Source organism: Streptomyces sp. NPDC004111 (assembly GCF_042874215.1).
Taxonomy (GTDB): domain Bacteria; phylum Actinomycetota; class Actinomycetes; order Streptomycetales; family Streptomycetaceae; genus Streptomyces.
This window is the reverse complement of sequence record NZ_JBIAMU010000002.1, coordinates 42,890-62,078: the sequence shown is the minus strand read 5'-3', so window position 1 is coordinate 62,078 and position 19,189 is coordinate 42,890. Positions and strand designations below refer to the sequence as shown.

The 19,189-nt window shown below is 73.6% G+C and carries 16 protein-coding genes; 9 read left to right on the top strand and 7 right to left on the bottom strand.

The annotated features are described in order from the left end of the window. Window positions 1-157: 157 nt before the first annotated feature. Together ACFYVL_RS04770 and ACFYVL_RS04765 are read right to left on the bottom strand one after the other, a co-directional pair. Window positions 158-1,114: an aminoglycoside phosphotransferase family protein gene (locus ACFYVL_RS04770; protein WP_389241368.1), complete on the bottom strand. Its 957-nt coding sequence runs from the start codon at window positions 1,112-1,114 to the stop codon at window positions 158-160. A 146-nt stretch (window positions 1,115-1,260) separates the two neighbouring features. Further along, entirely contained in the window at window positions 1,261-1,773 is a 513-nt protein-coding gene (locus ACFYVL_RS04765) for a hypothetical protein (RefSeq protein ID WP_389241367.1), read from the bottom strand. Between the two features lie 214 nt (window positions 1,774-1,987). Here ACFYVL_RS04765 and ACFYVL_RS04760 point away from each other — a divergent pair, with 214 nt between their 5' ends. Both ACFYVL_RS04760 and ACFYVL_RS04755 read left to right on the top strand, forming a co-directional pair. Beyond that, entirely contained in the window at window positions 1,988-2,353 is a 366-nt protein-coding gene (locus ACFYVL_RS04760; protein WP_389241366.1) for a VOC family protein, read from the top strand. 137 nt (window positions 2,354-2,490) lie between these two features. Continuing rightward, entirely contained in the window at window positions 2,491-4,251 is a 1,761-nt protein-coding gene (locus ACFYVL_RS04755) for a SulP family inorganic anion transporter (protein WP_389241365.1), read from the top strand. A gap of 42 nt (window positions 4,252-4,293) precedes the next feature. Here ACFYVL_RS04755 and ACFYVL_RS04750 read toward each other — a convergent pair whose 3' ends face one another. After that, window positions 4,294-4,671 carry an SHOCT domain-containing protein gene (locus tag ACFYVL_RS04750; protein WP_389241364.1) on the bottom strand — a complete coding sequence of 126 codons (378 nt, stop codon included), beginning with the start codon at window positions 4,669-4,671 and terminating at the stop codon, window positions 4,294-4,296. 233 nt (window positions 4,672-4,904) lie between these two features. On the opposite strand from ACFYVL_RS04750, the gene ACFYVL_RS04745 reads away from it, so the two are divergent. Then, window positions 4,905-5,735 (top strand): YhjD/YihY/BrkB family envelope integrity protein, encoded by an 831-nt coding sequence (locus tag ACFYVL_RS04745; protein WP_389241363.1) that lies wholly within the window; start codon window positions 4,905-4,907, stop codon window positions 5,733-5,735. Here the strand turns inward: ACFYVL_RS04745 and ACFYVL_RS04740 are convergent. Then, window positions 5,716-7,119: a DUF2252 domain-containing protein gene (locus tag ACFYVL_RS04740; RefSeq protein ID WP_389241362.1), complete on the bottom strand. Its 1,404-nt coding sequence runs from the start codon at window positions 7,117-7,119 to the stop codon at window positions 5,716-5,718. The two genes, ACFYVL_RS04745 and ACFYVL_RS04740, sit on opposite strands and share 20 nt — an antisense overlap. A 212-nt stretch (window positions 7,120-7,331) precedes the next feature. Here ACFYVL_RS04740 and ACFYVL_RS04735 point away from each other — a divergent pair, with 212 nt between their 5' ends. The 3 genes from ACFYVL_RS04735 to ACFYVL_RS04725 all read left to right on the top strand — a co-directional run bounded on the left by ACFYVL_RS04735 (window position 7,332) and on the right by ACFYVL_RS04725 (window position 9,739). Then, a complete protein-coding gene (locus ACFYVL_RS04735) occupies window positions 7,332-8,750 on the top strand; it encodes a diacylglycerol/lipid kinase family protein (RefSeq protein WP_389241361.1) in 1,419 nt (472 codons plus the stop codon). A gap of 71 nt (window positions 8,751-8,821) precedes the next feature. Next, window positions 8,822-9,103 (top strand): hypothetical protein, encoded by a 282-nt coding sequence (locus ACFYVL_RS04730; protein WP_389241360.1) that lies wholly within the window; start codon window positions 8,822-8,824, stop codon window positions 9,101-9,103. Window positions 9,104-9,226: 123 nt separating this feature from the next. After that, window positions 9,227-9,739, top strand: a complete 513-nt coding sequence (locus ACFYVL_RS04725; protein WP_389241359.1) for a LuxR C-terminal-related transcriptional regulator — start codon at window positions 9,227-9,229, stop codon at window positions 9,737-9,739. 30 nt (window positions 9,740-9,769) lie between these two features. On the opposite strand, the gene ACFYVL_RS04720 is transcribed toward ACFYVL_RS04725, so the two are convergent. The 3 genes from ACFYVL_RS04720 to ACFYVL_RS04710 form a co-directional block, all read right to left on the bottom strand. Further along, on the bottom strand, window positions 9,770-12,064 hold the full coding sequence (locus tag ACFYVL_RS04720) for a LuxR C-terminal-related transcriptional regulator (RefSeq protein ID WP_389241358.1): 2,295 nt from the start codon (window positions 12,062-12,064) through the stop codon (window positions 9,770-9,772). Window positions 12,065-12,230: 166 nt separating this feature from the next. Continuing rightward, the gene (locus ACFYVL_RS04715) at window positions 12,231-12,716 is read right to left on the bottom strand and encodes a DUF1269 domain-containing protein (protein ID WP_389241357.1); all 486 of its coding nucleotides are present in this window, start codon (window positions 12,714-12,716) and stop codon (window positions 12,231-12,233) included. Continuing rightward, a complete protein-coding gene (locus tag ACFYVL_RS04710) occupies window positions 12,716-13,285 on the bottom strand; it encodes a DUF1269 domain-containing protein (RefSeq protein ID WP_389241356.1) in 570 nt (189 codons plus the stop codon). Before ACFYVL_RS04710 ends, ACFYVL_RS04715 begins: the two co-directional genes overlap by 1 nt. Before the next feature lie 131 nt (window positions 13,286-13,416). Between ACFYVL_RS04710 and ACFYVL_RS04705 the strand changes: the two genes are divergently transcribed. The 3 genes from ACFYVL_RS04705 to ACFYVL_RS04695 are packed head-to-tail and all read left to right on the top strand — an operon-like array spanning window position 13,417 to window position 19,186. Further along, a complete protein-coding gene (locus tag ACFYVL_RS04705) occupies window positions 13,417-15,018 on the top strand; it encodes a hypothetical protein (protein ID WP_389241355.1) in 1,602 nt (533 codons plus the stop codon). Next, window positions 15,015-17,702, top strand: a complete 2,688-nt coding sequence (locus tag ACFYVL_RS04700; RefSeq protein WP_389241354.1) for a glucosidase — start codon at window positions 15,015-15,017, stop codon at window positions 17,700-17,702. The genes ACFYVL_RS04705 and ACFYVL_RS04700 overlap by 4 nt, the downstream gene beginning before the upstream one ends. Then, entirely contained in the window at window positions 17,699-19,186 is a 1,488-nt protein-coding gene (locus ACFYVL_RS04695) for an alpha-amylase (RefSeq protein ID WP_389241353.1), read from the top strand. The genes ACFYVL_RS04700 and ACFYVL_RS04695 overlap by 4 nt, the downstream gene beginning before the upstream one ends. Window positions 19,187-19,189: the final 3 nt, after the last annotated feature.

The window sequence follows — 19,189 nt, the reverse complement described above, 5'->3', positions numbered from 1 at the left end:
CCCAACTGGCCTGAATTCAGCCGTCGTCGACGCCCCGGGCGGGCTTCACCGGGTCTCCCCAGGGCTGCGATCGATGCGCGTCCCGTTCAAGAACTCCCATCGATCCCACCGGAGTTCGGCGGACGGGGCGAGGTCCGGCCCCGGCCCGCCGTACTCCCTAGCCGGTGATCCGGTGGTACTCGGCCAGGGACTGGGTGATCTGACGGCTGGTCTGGTCCGCGACCCGGGGGTGGGTCGCGGCGTACGTCGTGTACGCGTTGAGGCCGGTGGCGAGCGCCCAGCCGAGGCCGCGCGACCAGGTCGCGTCGTCGGTGGCCAGCTTGTCCCGGAAGGCGGTTCGGCCGGTGGGCCCCAAGTGGGTGTAGGCGATGATGAGATCGCAGGCCGGGTCGCCCATGCCGAGGCCGCCGAAGTCGATGACCGCGGACAGCCGCCCGTCCGGACCGGCCAGGAGGTTGCCCGTGTGGAAGTCGCCGTGGAACCAGCGCGGCGGACCGCTCCAGAGCGGTGCGCCGAGGGCCAGCTCCCAGGCGGCCGTCATGGCGTCCGCACCGAAGACGTCCGCGGTCGCGGCGATGGCGGCGCGGGTGTCCGCGTCGCGCGCGTGCAGCGGGTCGCCGGCCAGGTCCGGGTGCGGGCCGGGCAGGAAGGAGCCCGCCGGGGGAAGCCGGTGCAGCGCGGTCAGGAAGCCCGCCAACTGCTGTGCCACAAGGCGTGGTTGGGGGGAGTCGTCCGTCGTGGCGCTCTCGGCCTGCGGGACCGTCCCGTCCAGCCAGCGGGAGACCGACCAGTGCCACGGGTACCCCAGCTCCGGCGACGGCTTCCCCAGCCCCAGCGGTACGGGGACGGCCAGCGGCAGCCCGTCCGCCAGCCGGGGCAGCCAGCGGTGCTCCTTCGCCGCCTGCCCGGCGGCCCAGTCCCCCCGGGGCAGCCGTAGAGCCATGTCGTGGCCGAGCCGGAAGATCACGTGATCGGAACCGGCCGGGTCGAGCAGGGCGAGGGGCAGCCCTGCCCACCGTGGGAACTGTTCGGCGAGGAGGCGGGCGGCGAGGCGGGCGTCGATGGCCGGGGGAGTGGCGGGTCCGGAAGCGGGAGCGGCTTGCGCGTCGTCCACGTACACACGTCCTTCCGCCCTCCGCGCCGGGCGGCGGAGGCGCGGCGCCATCACAGCACCGCGCGCGTGCCGTTGTCGATCGCAATTCGGGCGCGGCGACGGGGAGAAGGGCCCCGAGCGGGTACGGCGCCGCAGAGGCGCGCCGGTCAGCGGCCGGCCGACAGGCGTCGGATGCCGGCCCGGCCCAGCTCCGCGAGGACCCCGAAGACCAGCACCGCGGCGGCGACCGGCAGCGACCGGCCGAGGGCGTCGGTGGAGAGCGTCTCGGCGAGGCTCTGCCCGGGGAGGAACACCAGGCCGGTGACGGTGACCGCGGCGAAGCACAGCAGCCACGACACCCCCGCCGCGATCACCGGACGCAGGGCCGCGAGCAGGGGTGGCCGCACCGGGTACCGGGCCAGCCGCCAGGCGAACACGAACCCGCCGACGAGCGTGAAGGCGAGCCAGCCGTAGTTCGTCGTGCTGAAGCCGGTGATGCCGTGGTAGTCGAAGTGGCGCCCGGCGCCCACCACCACATGGACGAGGACGGCGGCGGCCGTCGCGGTGATCCACGGCCAGGCCGCGACCAGGCGCCGGACGCCCGGCAGCCCGGTGCCGTCGTGGCCCGCCGGGGGAGAGGTGGTCCCTCCGGTGCCGCCGGAGGTGCTGGATCCCGTCATCTGAGGCCTCTTGGTGTCGATTTGCCTGCCAGATCCCTGTGCGTACCAGGTCCATGGTTGCCCGGCACCGGCCGGCACACCTCGGGGATGTCCCCGAAGCAACCCCGAAACCGGCCGCCCGGCGAGGGGCACCTCGGCGCCCGTGATCCGGGCGCGGCCCGCTCCGGAGCGGGGCCGGTACGGGCCCGAGCAGGGCGGTGGCATAGTGGGCCGGATGATCGGAAACCTGTTCGCCACTGTCATCGACTGCCCCGACCCCGACGAGCTCGCCGGTTTCTACGCGGAGTTGCTGGGCCTCTCCCGCCAGGAGGACACGGGCGAGTACGCCGTGCTCCAGAACGACGCGGGCGTCGCGGTCCTCGCCTTCCAGCGGGTGGAGGACTTCCGGGCGCCGCGCTGGCCCGACCCCGCGCGCCCGTCGCAGATGCACCTCGACGTGCTGGTCGAGAACCTCGACGTGGCCGAGGAGCAGGTGCTCGCGCAGGGGGCGACCCTGCTGGACGGTTCGGACAAGCCGATCGGGTACCGGGTCTACGCGGACCCGGTCGGCCACCCGTTCTGCCTGATCACCCCTCAGTAGCCCGCCGGGGGAGGGCCGGAGAGCGGGGCCGGGCGTCCGGCGGGCCGGCCCCTCGCGGACGAACCACCCCTGTGGGGTGACTCGGGCCGCACCCGCCTGGCCGACCCTGGGGCGGACTTCGGTGGGGAGGGGCGTCCATGACGGCGACCGAGCGTGGCGGGAGCGGGCGGTTCACGTCCGCGCTCAGGGCCGTACCCGGGGTCCGCGCGGTCACCACGTACCGGCGTGAGTGGCTGTCGAAGGACATCGTGGCGGGGGTCGTGCTCACCACCCTGCTGGTGCCGCAGGGGATGGCGTACGCCGAACTCGCCGGACTCCCCGCGATCACCGGTCTCTACACGTCCATCCTGTGCCTGCTCGCCTATGCGGTGTGCGGCCCCTCACGGATCCTGGTGCTCGGCCCCGACTCCTCGCTCGGGCCGATGATCGCGGCGACCGTCCTGCCGCTGGTCGCCGCCGACGGCGACCCCGCACGGGCCGTCGCCCTGGCCTCCATGCTGGCGATCATGGTCGCGGCCATCATGATCCTGGCCTCGCTGGCGCGCCTGGGGTACGTCGCCGAACTCATCTCCAAACCCACGATGATCGGCTACATGAACGGCCTGGCCCTGACCATTCTGATCGGGCAGCTGCCCAAGCTCCTCGGGTTCAAGACCGACGCCGACGGTCTGATCGACCAGTGCGCGGCCGTGGTCCAGGGGCTCGCGGACGGCCGTGCGGTGCCCGCGGCGGTCGCGGTGGGCTGCGGGGGGCTCGTACTGATCCTGGCGCTGCAGCACTGGCTGCCGCGGGTGCCCGCCGTCCTGGTCATGGTGGTCCTGGCCATCGCCGCCGTCGTGGCGTTCGACCTCGGGGCGCGCGGCGTGTCCCTGGTCGGAGTGCTGCCGGAGGGCTTCCCGCCGCTCACCCTCCCGCGCATCACCCTCGACGACCTCGGCCCGCTGCTGGCCGGAGCCCTGGGCATCGCCGTGGTGTCCCTCGCCGACACCATCTCCAACGCGTCCGCGTTCGCCTCGCGCACCGGTCAGGAGGTGCGCGGCAACCAGGAGATGGCGGGGGTGGGGGCGGCGAACCTGGCCGCCGGACTCTTCCAGGGCTTCCCGGTCAGCACGAGCGGCTCGCGCACCGCCGTCGCGGAGCGGGCCGGGGCCCGCACCCAGCTGACCGGGGTGGTCGGCGCGGCGCTGATCGTGCTCATGCTCGTCCTGGTGCCGGGGCTCTTCCGCCACCTGCCGCAGCCGGCCCTCGCGGCCGTCGTCATCACCGCGTCGCTGTCCCTGGCCGACGTACCGGGCACGGTGCGGCTGTGGCGTCAGCGCAGGGTCGAATTCCTGCTGTGCGTCGCCGCGTTCCTCGGCGTCGCGCTGATCGGCGTGCTGGAGGGGATCGCCGTGGCGGTGGCGCTCTCCGTGCTGAACGTCTTCCGCCGCGCCTGGTGGCCGTACGAGACCGTGCTCGGCCGGGTCGACGGGCTGCCGGGCTACCACGACATCCGCTCCCACCCCTCGGCCGCACAGATACCCGGCCTGGTCATCTACCGGTTCGACGCCCCGCTGTTCTTCGCCAACGCCAGGACCTTCCGCGACGAGGTGCTGAAGCTCGCGCGCACCGAGCCCGAGCCCGCCTGGATCGTGATCGCCGCCGAGCCCATGACCGACGTGGACACCACCGCGGCGGACGTGCTGGAGGGCCTCGACGAGACGCTCAACGCACGCGGCACGCACCTCGTCTTCGCCGAACTGAAGGACCCGGTACGGCGCAAGATCGAACGGTACGAACTCACCCGCACCATCGACGCACGCCACTTCTTCCCCACGGTGGAGGCCGCCGTCACCGCGTTCCGCCACCGGGCCCCCGAAGACGGCAGCGGCGTCACCGCACCCGACGGCCGGCCGTGACCGCGCACGGCGGCAACCTCCCACCGGGACACGGCACCACCGCTACATCGGCAGCAGCCGGTGCTTGGCCCGCGCGTACTCCCCCTCGGTGAGCGACCCGGTCCTGTGCAGCTCCGCGAGCCGCTCCAGCTCCGCGGTGCTCGTGGCGTACGGGGAGCCCATCGGCCGCCCGCCGAAGGCGGACATCCGGGTGGCCGCGTTGCGCCGGCTCAGCCCGGAGCCATGGCGGACCAGGTAGAGCACCACCCCGACCAGCGGCAGGAACAGCACGAGCAGCAGCCACAGCGCCTTGTGCCCGCCGTTGAGATCGGAGTTGCGGAAGATGTCCACGACGATGTGGAGCACCACCGCGAACCACATCACCCAGCAGAAGAAGATGACAATGCTGAGGAAGACGTCGAGCATCGGATAGTCGTCCACGGCAATCCTCCCGTCGGTCCGGTGGGCACCAAGCTCGCGGGTGCCGACCGGCGCCGGATCACCCCTGGAGGGCGACCCGCGGGGGCCCGCCGGGCCTGGCCGGCGGCCACTGGAGCGGACCTCGTACGTCGCCCGTGGCGGGCGACGTGCCGCCGGCCGCGCGCCGCCACAGTGGGCGGACAGGGGCTGAGCGGCACGAGGCTCGGCGTCAGGGCCGACGAGGGGGCACCGTCATGCTGAGCGCCGTACGCGCCCGACCGCTGCCGGTCCGTGTCCTGCGGCAGCTCGCCGCCGTGAACATCCTCGACCTGGCCACCCGGCTGGCGGCCCAGGCCTTCCTCGCCGCGCTGCCGATGCTCATCGCCGTCGCCTCCTTCTGCCCGCCCGCCCTGCGGCAGGAACTGCGCCGCTCCCTGCGCTCCCTGTTCGGCTCCGGCGCGGCCGAGGCCGCGCAGCTCGACCGGGTGTACGCGGGCGGACCGCAGGCGCTGCACAGCTGGGGGGCGGTGAGCGTGCTGGTCGCGCTGCTGTCCGCCACCGCCTTCAGCAGAGCCCTCCAGCGGCTGTGCGAACGCTGCTGGCACCTGCCCTCCTCGGGCATGCGGATCCTGCTCTGGCGGTGGGCGCTGTGGCTCCTGGTCTGGCTCACCGCCCTGTTCTTCCAGGGGCTGTTGCACGACGGGTTCGGCGCCGGACCGTGGCTGGGGGTGGTGCTCCAGATCGTCGTCGCCGTGCTGATGTGGTGGTGGACCCAGCACCTGCTGCTCGCCGGGCGGGTGCCGTGGCGCCCGCTGCTGCCCGGAGCCCTGCTGACCGGCGGCGGAGCGGTCGCGTTCTCCCAGCTCGCCGCGTTGTGGCTGCCGTTGGCGCTGCGCCGCAGCGTCGAGCGGTACGGGCCGCTCGGCTCGGTCTTCACCCTGCTGTCCTGGCTGATCCTCTTCTTCACGATCGTCGCGCTCGGCATCGCGCTGGGCCAGGTGCTCGCCCAGGAGAAGCCGGTCCGACGGCTGCTGCGGACCACCTGGCAACAGCCGTCGGACGACGTCACGCCGACGCCGCGGTGACCCGGCCGGCGGCCACCGCGTCGGCCAGCGCCCGGTGGTCGCGCTCGTTCTGGTCCGCGTAACGCTCGCCGAACTCCGCCAGCGCCCGCTCGAACCGGTCGGACCTGCCCAGATAGGCCGCGATGGCGATCCGGTCCCCGGAGCGCGCGTGGGCGCGGGCCAGCGTCGCCCCGGACAGCCGCCCGAACAGCCGCATGGCCCTCGGCGTCATGCCCTCCGCCTTGGGAATGGCCTTCCAGTCGCGCAACTGCCGGACGTAGAAGTCCCGTTCGCGGCCGTCCAGACCCGACACCCGCTCCCAGCCCAGGAACATGTCGCTGGTGGCCTGCATCAGCCGCTGGCCCGACACCACGCGCTCCCCCTGGTTCAGATGGGCGCTGGGCGCGCAGTACGGCGCGAGCACCGACTCCTCGGCCTCCTTGGCCTGGAGGAACAGCGGGTCCCCGGGGTCCTTGCCCAGCAGCAGCACCACCCAGCAGCGGGTGCCGACACTGCCGACGCCGACCACCTTGCGCGCCATGTCGACCACCCGGTACTGGGCCAGCAGCGCCCGGCGGTCCGAGGGCAGCGTCACCGCGTAGCGCTCGATGAGCTCCCGCAGCCGCTCCTCCAGATCGACGCGCTCGACCTTCGGCATCAGCTCGTCGAGCGGGGTCACCAGCGGCGGGTCGGCGGCGATCCGCAGCTCGTCGCCGACCCGGTGGGCGAGCTTCTCCAGGGACTGGAGGTGGTCGCGGCCACGGGCCTTGGCGAGGGTGCGCGAGATGCGCCGCTGGGCCCGGGGGCGCAACTGGCCGGCGAGCTCCGCGAACAGGTCGTCGGCGTCGACCCGGGCGTACCACACGTCCAGGTTCCGCATCCGGGCGAAGCCGCGCATCGCCTCCCGGTACGCGCCGACCGTCGACCGCACCACCCGGGCCCGCTCGGCCGTGCCGAAACCGTTGGCACGGCCCGCGATGACGAGACTGGCCGCCAGCCGCTTCACGTCCCACTCCCACGGACCTGGCAGGGTCTCGTCGAAGTCGTTCACGTCGAACATGAGATGGCGCTCCGGAGAGGCCAGCAGCCGGAAGTTCAGCATGTGCGCGTCTCCGCACAGCTGGGTGGTGAACCCGGTCGCCGGTGTCGCCGCCAGGTCCATCGCCATCAGCGAGGCGGCCCCCCGGTAGAAGCGGAAAGGCGATTCCAGCATGCGGCCGTACCGGATCGGCACCAGGTCGGCCAGCCTGCGCGCCGACTGACGCTCGATCACCTCGACGGGGTCCGGCCGGCCGGCGGCCGGGTCGAACTCCGCGTGCCGGGAGCGCGGCACCGCTCGCCGCGCGGCCCGGCCGCGGGCGGCCCGCTCCTGCGGTGCCAGACGCGCGTCACCGTGCTCGGCCATGATCCGCCCCCTGTCCGGCGCCCGCTCCATCGGCCCTGGGGACGGCCCGCTCCTCGGACCGGTGCCCCGTCCGGACGTCGGCCCGCGGGCGTGAGAGGCCGGCGTACGGGAGACCGGGGCACCCCCGGGGAACGATGCCTGCTCGGCGCCGCCCCGCGAACCACCTCCCAGGGGTGAGGTGCCGCCCCGCCGCGCGACTGCACGGTGTCGCCATGACTCCGACGAGCGCCCCCTCACAGTCGATGCGGCAGCGGTTCTGGCTGGCGCGGGCGTCGCTGCTCTCGGCGGCGGCCTCGGCGGTGGTCCTCGGCGTGTTCGCGGGCGCGCGGACCGTCGCGCTGCTCGCCGTCGGTCTCGTCGGCCTGGTGTGCGTGGCCGCCGGACTGTGGTGGAGCCTGGCCCGGCAGGGCGTCCGGCGCGTGCTGGCCGTGCTGCTGACCCTGGCCGCCCCGGTGTGGGTCCTCGTCGCGTACACCCGCGCCCATCTGGCCTGGGTGGCCGCGCTGGCCGTCGGCCTGTGGCTGGTCGCGGTCGGCGCCGGCCGGGCGGCACTCATGAAGAACGACACCTCGGCCGACATGCCCGAACACCCCGCACCCCAGGTGCGCCGCCCCGTACTGATCATGAATCCGCGGTCCGGCGGCGGCAAGGTGCGCCGCTTCGAACTGCGCGAGCGGGCCGCGGCGCTGGGCGCAGAGGTGCTCGTCCTCGACTGGCGCGAGAGCACCGACGTGGCCGACATGGCCCGCAAGGCCGCGGCCGGCGGCGCCGACCTCCTCGGGGTCGCGGGCGGCGACGGGACCCAGGCGCAGGTCGCCGACGTCGCCGCCACGCTGGGGCTGCCCTTCCTGGTGGTCCCGGCCGGCACCCGCAACCACTTCGCCCTCGATCTGGGCCTGGACCGGGAGGACCCGTCGAAGGCGCTCGACGCGCTGATCGACGGCGTGGAACTGCGCGTGGACCTGGGCAGCGTCAACGGGCTCCCCTTCGTCAACAACGTCTCGTTCGGCGCCTACGCGGAGGTGGTGGCCAGCCCCGCGTACCGGGACGACAAGACCCGTACCGCACTGCGGCTGCTGCCCGACATGCTGGCCGGCCACAAGGGGCCGCGGCTCTCCGCGCGCGCCGGGCAGGTCGAGTTCGACGAGCCGCAGGCGCTGCTGGTCAGCAACAACCCGTACGGCAGCAGCGACATCGCGGGCCTGGGCCGCAGGTCGCGGATCGACACCGGCCGGCTGGGCTGCGTCGGGGTGAAGGTGACGGGCGCCGCGCACGCCGCCGGGCTGCTGCGCGGCCGGCGCGCCACCGGGGTCGTCCGGGCGACCGCGACGCGGGTGGCCGTCGAGGCGGACCGGGAGCAGATCCCCGTGGGCATCGACGGGGAGGCCGTGCGGCTGCGGGGCCCCGTCCGGTGCGAGGTGCGACCGCTGGCGCTGCGGGTGCTGGTGCCCAGGAACCGGCCGGGCGTGCGCAGGGACCGCCCGCTGCTGGACTGGCCCCTGATCGGCAGGCTCGCCCTGGGCCGCGCCCGCCGCGCGCACGGCACCCACGGCACCCACGGCACCCACGACACCTCCGGGGCCGCCGGGGAGAACGGGGGCGTCCCGCCGGAGCGGCCCACGGTCACCTGACGCAGGTGAGGCTTTCGGGAGCGGGCCCGGGAGAATTGACCGTACGGGAAGGCACCGCAGGAGGTGACGTCATGGGCACCGCTCAGCCGGGCGCGGGCGCCGGTCCGTCCGAACCGCACGCCGAGGGAGGCAGGTTCGAGATCCGTGTGCGGGGCACCCTGGGCGAAGGACTCCGGTCCGCGTTCGGTGAACTCACGGTCACGCTACGGCCCGCCGAGACCGTCATGTACGGGTGGGGCATCGACCAGAGCGCCCTGTACGGCATCCTCGACCGCATCCAGGCACTGGGCCTCGAACTCCTGGAGGTACGGGGCCTGCCCTCGCCCCCGGGCGGCGAGAAACCTTCCGGTTAGCCACCGTAGGCGCCCGGTCGATGGGGACCGCGTGCGGCGGGTTGAGCCGGTCGGCACCTTCCCAGAGCCGCGGGCCGCCGACCACGATGGCAGGGTGCCGTCCTTCGGCCCGGAGGTGAGGACATGCCCGTGGCCACGCCCGCCTGCCCCACGCACCGCGCCCGCCCCGCACCCCGTGTGCACGGGGGCCGTGCGCCCGCCCGCCCCGCCACCGCGGCCCGCGACGCCGCGTTGCGCCGGGCCCTGCGGGCGGCGGGCCACGACCCGGACTGCCGGGACCCCGTGGTCGGGGTCTGCCTCGTGTGGCTGGCGGGAGTCCTGCTGGGGATCGCCCGCGAGACCGGCGACGCGACCGTCCGCACCGCACTGGCCGACCAGGCGTCGGCGACGCTGGCCGGTCTCCTCACGGAAGCGGCGGGGTCCGCCCGCCCCGCCCCGCCCGCCGCACCGCTGACCCGCCGCGAACTGGTCGTGCTGCGCGGACTTCAGGAGGACGTGCCGCTGCGCCGGATCGCCGACAGCCTGCACGTCTCCCACAACACCGTCAGGAGCCAGACCCGCGCGGTGTACCGCAAACTCGGGGTGGGCTCCCGGGCGGAGGCGCTGCACCGGGCCCGCGAGCTGCACCTGCTCTGAGAGCGCCCGGCACCGCGGCCCGGTGCCGCCTCACAGCAGCTGGAGTTCGCGCGCCCGCCGGACCGCGGCCGACCTGCGGGTCACGGCGAGCTTGCGGTACACGCTCTTGAGGTGGGTCTTCACCGTGTTGACCGAGAGGTACAGGTCCTCCGCGATCTCCTCGGTGGTCATCATCTGCGACAGCCGGTGCAGCACGTCCTCCTCCCGCGCGGTGAGCCGCTCGACCGGAGCGGTCGGCCCGGTGAGCTCGACACCGCGCACCGGCCGCTGGGGCGCCGCGCCCGCGGTGCCGAGACTGGCCGCGCAGACCCGCACCAGGGGCTGCCGCAGGGCCGGGGGCAGCCACGGCCCCGGAGCGCCGAGGAGCGTCTCGGGCGACCTGGGCAGACCCTGCCCGGCGATGTTGACCAGCCTCCCGACCAGCGTCGCGACGCCCGCGGTGAAGGCGTCGGGCAGCGCGTCGAGGACTGCCCGCGCCTGCGCCAGCTCGCGCCGGGCCGACGCCGCTTCGCCACGGGCCAGTGCCACCCACGCACGGACCACCAGCAGCGTGGCGTGCGAACAGTCCCGGCCGGTCCAGGTGGGCAGCGGCGGCCGGGTGGCGAGCGCGGCGAGTTCACCGGCCTCGCGGAACCGGCCGCGCAGCGCTTCGAGCAGGGCCAGCTCCACCAGGCAGCCCCGGCGCAGCACACCGTTCTCGGTGGCACCGGTGAACTTCAGGCTGCCGGTGAGATGGGAATCGGCGCTCTTCAGATCGCCCGCCCGCAACTCCGCGCGGCCCAGGACGAACAGCGTCAGCGCCCTGATCTCCGGCCGCTCGCCCAGCAGGTGCGCGGGCACACCGGCACCCAGCGCCCTGGCCTCGACCGCCGAGGCCCGCGCGGCGGCGAGGTCCCGGGGAAGCTCCGCGGCCATCCGCACCACCGCGTGGGTCAGCCGGCACATCAGCGCCCGGCCGGCCTCCTGGTCCGGCAGCCGGCCGGTGAGCCGGGCCGCCTCCTCCAGCAGCCCCGCGCAGGCGTCCGGATCGGTGTGCTTCAGGGCGGCGGCGACGAGCACGGGCTCGGGGTCCTCGGTCCGTACCTCCGCCGGGACCAAGGGGCCCAGAACGCCGCGCAGCCGGGCCTCCGTGAGGCCCAGAACCTGTCCGACGGCCAGTTGCCCGACCACCAGACGGCTTGCGTAGCACCAGTCGTCCGCCGCGAGGGCGTGGCCCACCGCCGTTGCGAGGAGGCCGTGTTCGGCCAGCCAGGCGGCGGCCCGCCGGTGCACTCCCGGCACACTCGCCGGCAGCTCGTGCCGCAGCCTCACGTGCAACACGTCGGCGAACATCCGGTGACAGCGGAACCAGCCGTGCCCCAGCGGGTGCAGGAAGGAGTTCTGCCGCACCAGGGTCGCGAAGTGCTGCCCGGCGTCCACGCCCGCCACCGCGGTCGCCAGCTCCGCGTTCATCGTCTCCAGCACGCTCGTGGTCAGCAGCAGCCGGCGCATCTGCGCGGACTGCGCGTCGAGCACCTCCTCCACCAGGTACGTCACGATCGCCTCGTCGTCACCGGCGAAGCGGGCGATGAACCGGTCCGGATGCCGCTGCCCCTGCATCGACATCGCGGCCAGCCTGATCCCCGCCGCCCAGCCCGCGGTGCGCTGCCGCAGCGCCTGCACCACGGGGCGGGGCACGTCCAGACCGTGCTGGAGGAGCAGCGAGGCGGTCTCCGCGTCGTTGAACGCCAGATCGGCGGTGCGCAGTTCGCACAGCTCGCCGGAGAGCCGGTAGCGGTGCAGGTGCAGCGGCGGGTCCCGGCGCGAGAAGACGACCACCCGCAGCAGGGGAGCGGCGTGCTTCAGGAGGCTGACGGTGCCCTCGGCGACCGCGGAGCCCGGCTCCGGCTGGAAGTCGTCGAGCACCAGCACCACCGGTGCCTCGCGCGCGGCGAGCTGCGCGGCCAGGCGCGCGACGAGAAGTTCGTTCACGGGTACGTCGCCGAAGTCGGGCAGCTCCACCGAGGCCTCGTACATCGCGGCCAGCACCCGGGGCCAGAACACGTCCGGCCGCTCCTCGCGGCCCTCGCACCGCACCCAGGCCACCGGGCCCGGCGCCCGGCCGGTGTGCAGCCACTCCGTGGCCAGCGCCGACTTGCCCGCGCCCACCGGCCCCACGACCACGGTGAGCGGGCCGAGCACGCCGCGCGAGAGCCGCTCGGCCAGCCGGGGGCGCGGCACCAGCCACGCGGGCAGACCGGGTACGGCGACACGGGACTCGGGGACCACGGCCCCGGGCGCGGGAAGGGGCGGCCCGCCGAGCGGTTCCCCCCGCTGCTCGTCCATCGACGGCACCTCCCTGACGGGTCGGGTGGCGTTGGGAAGACGAGTCTGGGACCGGCGGATGAGACGGCACCCGCACGGGGCGCCATCTCACCCGGGTGAAATTTCCGGGCGTCCGCCCGCGGCGCACGCCCTTGTCACGGAGCGCGCACCGGGCCGGACACCGGTCCTAGGCGGACTGGAGCGCCGCGACGAGTTCCTCCTCCCGGTCCTTGGTGAGCGAGGTACGCAGAACGGTGGGGTTGAAGGGGCGCAGGGCCTCTCGTACCCGGTCCGGCGTGGAGTGGCGCACGAGGGCGAACACCGCGGCCCTGCCGGGTTCGAGGGTGTTCGCGACCTCCTTGACGAAGGAGTCGTTCACCCCGATGTCGGAGAGCTTCCCGGCGGCGGCGCCCGCTGCCGCGCCGACCGCGGCACCGAACACCGGCATCAGGAACAGCATGCCGAACAGGGTTCCCCACAGGGCGCCGCCGGCCGCGCCCGCCCCGGTGAGGTTGTAGCTCTGGCGCACGTGGACCTTGCCCTCCTGGGTCCGCCAGGCGAGTGCGGCGTCCTCCAGGTCGAGCAGTTCCTGCCGCGACAGTTCCTTGCTGAGCCTCAGGACCGCTTCGGCCTTGTCCTTGTCCGTGAAGCCGAGCACGACGAGATCGGCCATTACATCCTCCTGTTCTCGCGGTTTCGCCAGGTCATCGCCGGTGTGCCCGCCGTACCGGCGACGGTGGTGAGGGGTTCTCCCCACGGGTCCGCCGCGGCGACGAGATCCGCCGAGATGGGTATCAGGGCCTCTTCGGTGAGGAACCCCTCGGCCACGGGGACACCACCGGCGTTGCGGACGGCCGCCCGCAGATACTTCGCCCACACGTGCTCGAACAGGATGAAGGCCGCGGAGGTGCCGGTTGCCAGCTCCTGGGCCGTCGCCCTGATCTGGGCGGGGGTGAGACCGAAGGCGCTGCCCTCCGCCACCGGCGGATACAGCGCCGCCGCTCCCCGCAGGCTCACGCGGGACATGCCGAGCAGCGCCGCGACGGTGTCACCCATGTCCTCGGCCTGGTGGTCCAGGACGACCAGGCGTCCGCCGATCTCCTTGTGCACGAAGAGCATGTCGAGGACCCGGATCTGACCGTTGGTCTGCAGGATCGCCAGTTCTTCCCTGATTCGGTCCTCGAACGCGGCGTCGGGACCGAATTCGACCGTCAGCAGCTGAACGGGTCCGATGGTGCGCATCGGAACTCCCCTCCTCGGAAATCGACGGGACAGTCTCATGGAGCCGCACCCCGCCCCGCCCCACGTCACCCGCCAGAGGTGAAGGTCGCGGAGCGCCGCTGTCCGACAGTGGGCGCCGGAGGTGCGACGCCATGGCTCACGACGAACCCGAAGAAGCGACGGCCGGCGGCCCCGGCGGGGCGACGCCCGGCGTTCCCGGTGAAGCGGAGGCCGGCGCCCCCCAGCAGGCGACGCCCGGCGCCCCCGGTGGTGCGGAGCCCGCCGCGCCCGCCACCCAGGAGGAACTGGAGCGGCTGCGCGCCGAGGTCGCCGCCCTGCGCGCCAGGGCCGGAGGAGAGCAGCGCAGGCACAGGCGCGTCCTGCGGGTACGACGGGTGCTCGCCGCCGTACTGATCGCGCTGACCGCCCTGGTCTCGGTCGTCTCGGTCGTCGGCGTGTGGGGTGCGCGCACCACGCTCGACACCACGCGCTGGGTCGCCACCGTCGAGGACCTGCCCCAGCACCCGGCGGTGAACAAGGCCGTGTCCGCCTACCTCACCGAGCAGGTCTTCACCCAGCTCAATGTGGAGAAGCGGCTGTCCGAGGCCCTGCCCGAACGGGCGTCGTTCCTCGCCGCACCGGTCACCGGAGCGGTCCGCGACTTCGTGCGCGACTCGGTCTCCAAGCTCCTGGCCACCGACGAGTTCCAGAAGCTGTGGCGCACCACCAACCGCTTCGCCCACAGCCGGATCGTCGCCGTGCTGGAGAAACGCAACGAGAACGTGCAGGTCGAGGGCGACACCGTCACGCTCAACCTGCTCCCCATGGTCAACAACGTCCTCGACTCCCTGGAGGCCAGGCTGCCCTCGCTCTTCGGCAAGAAGCTGGACCTGCCGCCCATCACCTCCGGCGAGATACCGCCCGGACTGCACGACCGCGTCGAGAAGGCACTGGGCGTCACCCTGCCCGACGACTTCGCGCAGGTACGCCTCTACAACCGGCACGAACTCGGCAAGCTGCAGGACGCCGTACTGCTGTTCAAACGAGCGGTGTGGGGCCTGGTCATCGCCGTACCCGTGCTGCTGGCCCTCGCCCTGTGGGCCTCGCCGAACCGTCGGCGCACCCTGCTCCAACTGGGCCTGTGGCTGGTGGTGTCGGTCACCGTGCTCACCGCGGTGCTGCGCGCCGTACGCGACCAGATCCTCGGCCAGGTGTCGGCGGGCACCTACCGGGACGCGGTGCGCGACGTGCTGTGGACCGTGTTCGCGCCGCTGCGCGAGCGCGGCGACCAGCTGCTGTGGTTCGGCGTCGGGCTCGCGGTGCTCGCCTACCTCGTCGGCCCCGGGCGGCTGCCCGTGTGGCTGCGCCGGCACGCCGCCGCCGCGGGCCGGGCCGTCGGCGGGTTCGCCGCCCGGACCGCGCGCCGGTCCACCGGCGGGGGAGCCCGGCGCTGGACCGGCCGGCACGCCGACGTACTGCGGATCGGCGGACTCGTCGTGGCGGCCCTGGTCGCCCTGCTGTTCGCGTCGTGGACGGCACTGCTCGTGGTGGCCGGGGTGCTCCTCGCGTACGAGATCGGCGTGACGCTGCTGGCCCGGCCGCCCGGCTCCGGCCCCGGCCCCGGCGACGACACCTCTGGCGTCCCGGCCCCGGGCGGCCGGGACGCCTCACCCACCGCAGGTGAAGCAGCACCGGAACCCGGCACGGAGACTGACGCTGCCCCGGTCACCTCGCGGCAGGGAGGGAACCCATGAGCACACGTACGAGCGCCGGGCGGATCGGCCCCAGCGGCGACGCGGAGGGACGGTGGCGGCTCTGGGGCCCCTACCTGAGCGAGCGCCAGTGGGGCACGGTCCGCGAGGACTACAGCGACGACGGCGAGGCCTGGACGTACTTCCCCCACGACCACGCGCGCTCGCGCGCCTACCGCTGGGGCGAGGACGGGCTGGGCGGCATCAGCGACGAGAAGCAGCGCCTGTGCTTCGCCCTCGCGCTGTGGAACGGCCGCGACCCCATCCTCAAGGAACGCGCCTTCGGTCTCACCAACAGCGAGGGCAACCACGGCGAGGACGTCAAGGAGTACTACTTCTACCTCGACAGCACCCCCAGCCACTCCTACCTGCGCTACCTCTACAAGTACCCGCAGGCCGCCTACCCCTACGAGGACCTCCTCGCGGGCAGCCGGGCGCGCGGACGCGGCGACTTCGAGTACGAACTCCTCGACACCGGCCTCTTCGACGAGGACCGCTACTTCGACGTGGGCGTCGAGTACGCCAAGGCCGCCCACGACGACATCCTCGTCCGCGTCACCGTCGACAACCGCGGCCCCGACGAAGCCACCCTGCACGTGCTGCCGACGCTCTGGTTCCGCAACACCTGGTCGTGGACCGAGGGCGGAGACAAGCCCCGCATCGCCGCGGCCGACAGCCCCCGCGGCACCGCGGCCCTCACCGCGACGCACCCCGAACTCGGCGGCTACGAGATGCGCTTCGGCGCCCCGGTGCCGCTGCTGTTCACCGAGAACGAGACCAACAACGAGCGGCTCTTCGGCTCCCCGAACGCCTCCCCGTACACCAAGGACGGCATCGGCCGCGCCGTCGTGGACGGGGAGGACGGCGCCGTCAACCCGGCACAGGAGGGCACCAAGGCCGCCGCCCACTGGACCCTCACCCTGCCACCCGGCGGCTCGGCGACCCTGCGGATGCGGCTCGCCCCCACCGGCTCGCAGCTCTCCCTCGCCCGCGGCTTCGACTCCGTGTTCCGGACCCGGATCGCCGAGGCGGACGACTTCTACGCCGAACGGGCCCCCCGCAACGCGAGCGAGGACGAACGGCGCGTGCTCCGGCAGGCGTTCGCCGGACTCCTGTGGACCAAGCAGTACTACTGCTTCGACCTGGAGACCTGGCTGGCCGAGCACGGACTGGCCCCCTGGAGCCCGCCCGGCCGCGACGTCCGCAACCGCGACTGGTTCCACATGGTCTGCGACGACATCATCTCCATGCCCGACAAGTGGGAGTACCCCTGGTTCGCCGCCTGGGACCTGGGCTTCCAGGCCGTGGCCCTGGCGATGGTCGACGTCGACCTCGCCAAGGAGCAGCTGGAACTGCTGACCCGGGACTCCTACCAGCACCCCAACGGCCAGCTCCCCGCCTACGAGTGGAACTTCGGCGACGTCAACCCGCCGGTGCACGCCTGGTCCGCGTACTTCGTCTACCTGATGGAGGAGCGCGTCCACGGCCGCGCCGACCGCGACTTCCTGGAGCGCACCTTCCAGAAGCTCCTGACGAACTTCACCTGGTGGGTCAACCGCAAGGACCCCACCGGGCGCAACGTCTTCCAGGGCGGCTTCCTCGGCCTCGACAACATCGGCGTCTTCGACCGGAGCGCCCCGCTGCCGACCGGCGGCCGGCTCGAACAGGCCGACGGCACCGCCTGGATGGCCCTGTACTGCCAGGCCATGCTCCAGATCGCCCTCGAACTCGTCGAGCACAACCCCGCCTACGAGGACCTGGTGCTGAAGTTCGTCGAGCACTACCTGTGGATCTCGGCCGCCATGGACCGCGTCGGCGACCTCGACGACGGCATGTGGGACGAGGAGGACGGCTTCTTCTACGACGTGCTGCGGCTCCCGGACGGCAACGCGGTCCGGCTCAAGGTGCGCTCCATGGTGGGCCTGCTCCCGCTGTGCGCGTCGACCGTCTTCCGGCCCGCCCAGCTCGCCAAGGTGCCCGGTCTGCGCGAGCGGCTGCACCGCTTCGCCACCCGCCACCCCTCGCTCTCCGCCACCCTCGCCTCCGCCGGGGCCGGCACCACGGGCGGACCCCGGCTGCTGTCGGTGATGGACGAGAAGAAGCTGCTGCGGGTGCTGGAGCGGCTGCTGTCCGAGGACGAGTTCCTCGGCCCGTACGGCATCCGGGCGCTCTCCCGCCACCACGCCGAACACCCCTACACCTTCTGGGCCGACGGCCGGGCCCACCGGGTCGGCTACGTGCCCGCCGAGTCGGACTCCGGAATGTTCGGCGGCAACTCCAACTGGCGCGGCCCCGTGTGGTTCCCGGTGAACGCCCTCGTCGTACGGGCCCTGCTCAACCTGTACGGCTTCTACGGCGACGACCTCACCGTGGAGTGCCCCACCGGCTCCGGCGTGCGGATGACCCTCTACGAAGTGGCGCGGGAGATCTCCCGGCGGCTCAGCGCGACCTTCCTGCGCGGTCCGGACGGCCGGCGGCCGGTGTACGGCGGCCAGGAGAAGTTCCAGAACGACCCGCACTGGCGCGACCTGGTCTCCTTCTACGAGTACTTCCACGGCGACAACGGCGCGGGCATCGGCGCCTCCCACCAGACCGGCTGGAGCGGCCTGGTGGCACCCCTGATGATGCTCTTCGGGTCCCTCGGCCCCGAGGACTTCCGCACCGGCCGCTGGGAGGAGCACTCATGAGCGGGCTGCCCGCACAGCCCGTCGTGCACGAGGTGAACACCCGGGTGTGGCTCCGCGAGATCCAGCACCGCACCGGCCGGCCCACCGGCCTCGGCGACGTGCCCAAGGACGCCTGGGACGCGATCACCCCGCACGGCGTCGACGCCGTCTGGCTGATGGGCGTGTGGGAGCGCAGCCCGCTCGGCCGCGCCATCGCCCTGCGCGACGCCTCGCTGCGGGCCGCCTTCACCCGGGCGGTGCCGGACATCGGCGAGAGGGAGATCGCCGGATCCCCGTACTGCATCCGCCGTTACGAGGCCGACGGGGCGCTCGGCGGCCCGGAGGGGCTCGCCGCGGCGCGCGCCGCCCTCCACCGGCGCGGCGTCGGCCTGCTGCTCGACTACGTGCCCAACCACGTCGCGCCGGACAGCCCCTGGGTGACCGGGCACCCCGAGTACTTCGTACGGGGCACGCGGGAGGACGCCCGGCGCGACCCCGCCGCGTTCCTCGACACCGGCAGCCAGGTCTACGCCCGCGGCCGGGACCCCTACTTCGCGCCGTGGCCGGACGTCGTCCAGCTCAACGCCTTCGCCCCCGCCCTGCGGGCCGCCACCGCCGACGTGCTCACCGGCATCGGCCGCGCCTGCGACGGGGTGCGCTGCGACATGGCGATGCTCCTGATGAACGACGTCTTCGCCCGCACCTGGGGCCCGTACGCCGGACCGCCGCCCGCACAGGACTTCTGGCCCACCGTCCTCACCGAGGTCCACCGCCACCACCCGGCCATGGTCTTCGTCGCGGAGGCGTACTGGGACCTCGAATGGGACCTCCAGCGACAGGGGTTCGACTTCTGCTACGACAAACGGCTCTACGACCGCATGGTGCACGAGGACGCCGGGTCCGTGCGCGCGCACCTGCACGCCCCGGTGGACTACCAGCGCCGCCTCGTACGGTTCCTGGAGAACCACGACGAACCCCGGGCCGCGCACACGCTGCCCGCGGCCAAGGAGCGCGCGGCGGCCGTCGTGATCGCCACCCTGCCCGGGGCGACGCTGTGGCACGAGGGCCAGTTCACCGGCCGCCGTACCCAGCTGCCCGTCTTCCTGGACCGCCGCCCCGACGAGGCGCCCGACACCGCGCTGCGCGCCTTCCACGAACGGCTCCTCGCCGCCGTGCACGGCAGCGGGATGCGCGGCGGCGCCTGGCAGCTCCTCGACAGCGAGGGATGGCCGGACAACCCCAGCCACCGCTCGGTGCTCGCCTGGAGCTGGACCGGAGACGCCGGACGGTTCGCCGTGGCGGTGAACTTCTCCGACCGGCCCGCCCAGGCCAGGATCCGGCTGCCGTGGAGCGAACTGGCGGGCAGGAAGGTCCAGTTGACCGACCTCCTCGGCGAAGCGCGCTACGAGCGGTCGGGCGACGAGCTGTCCGGCCCCGGGCTCTACGTCGCACTGGACCCCTGGGGCACCCACGTGTTCGCCGTCGCCGACGGCGACGACACCTGACCA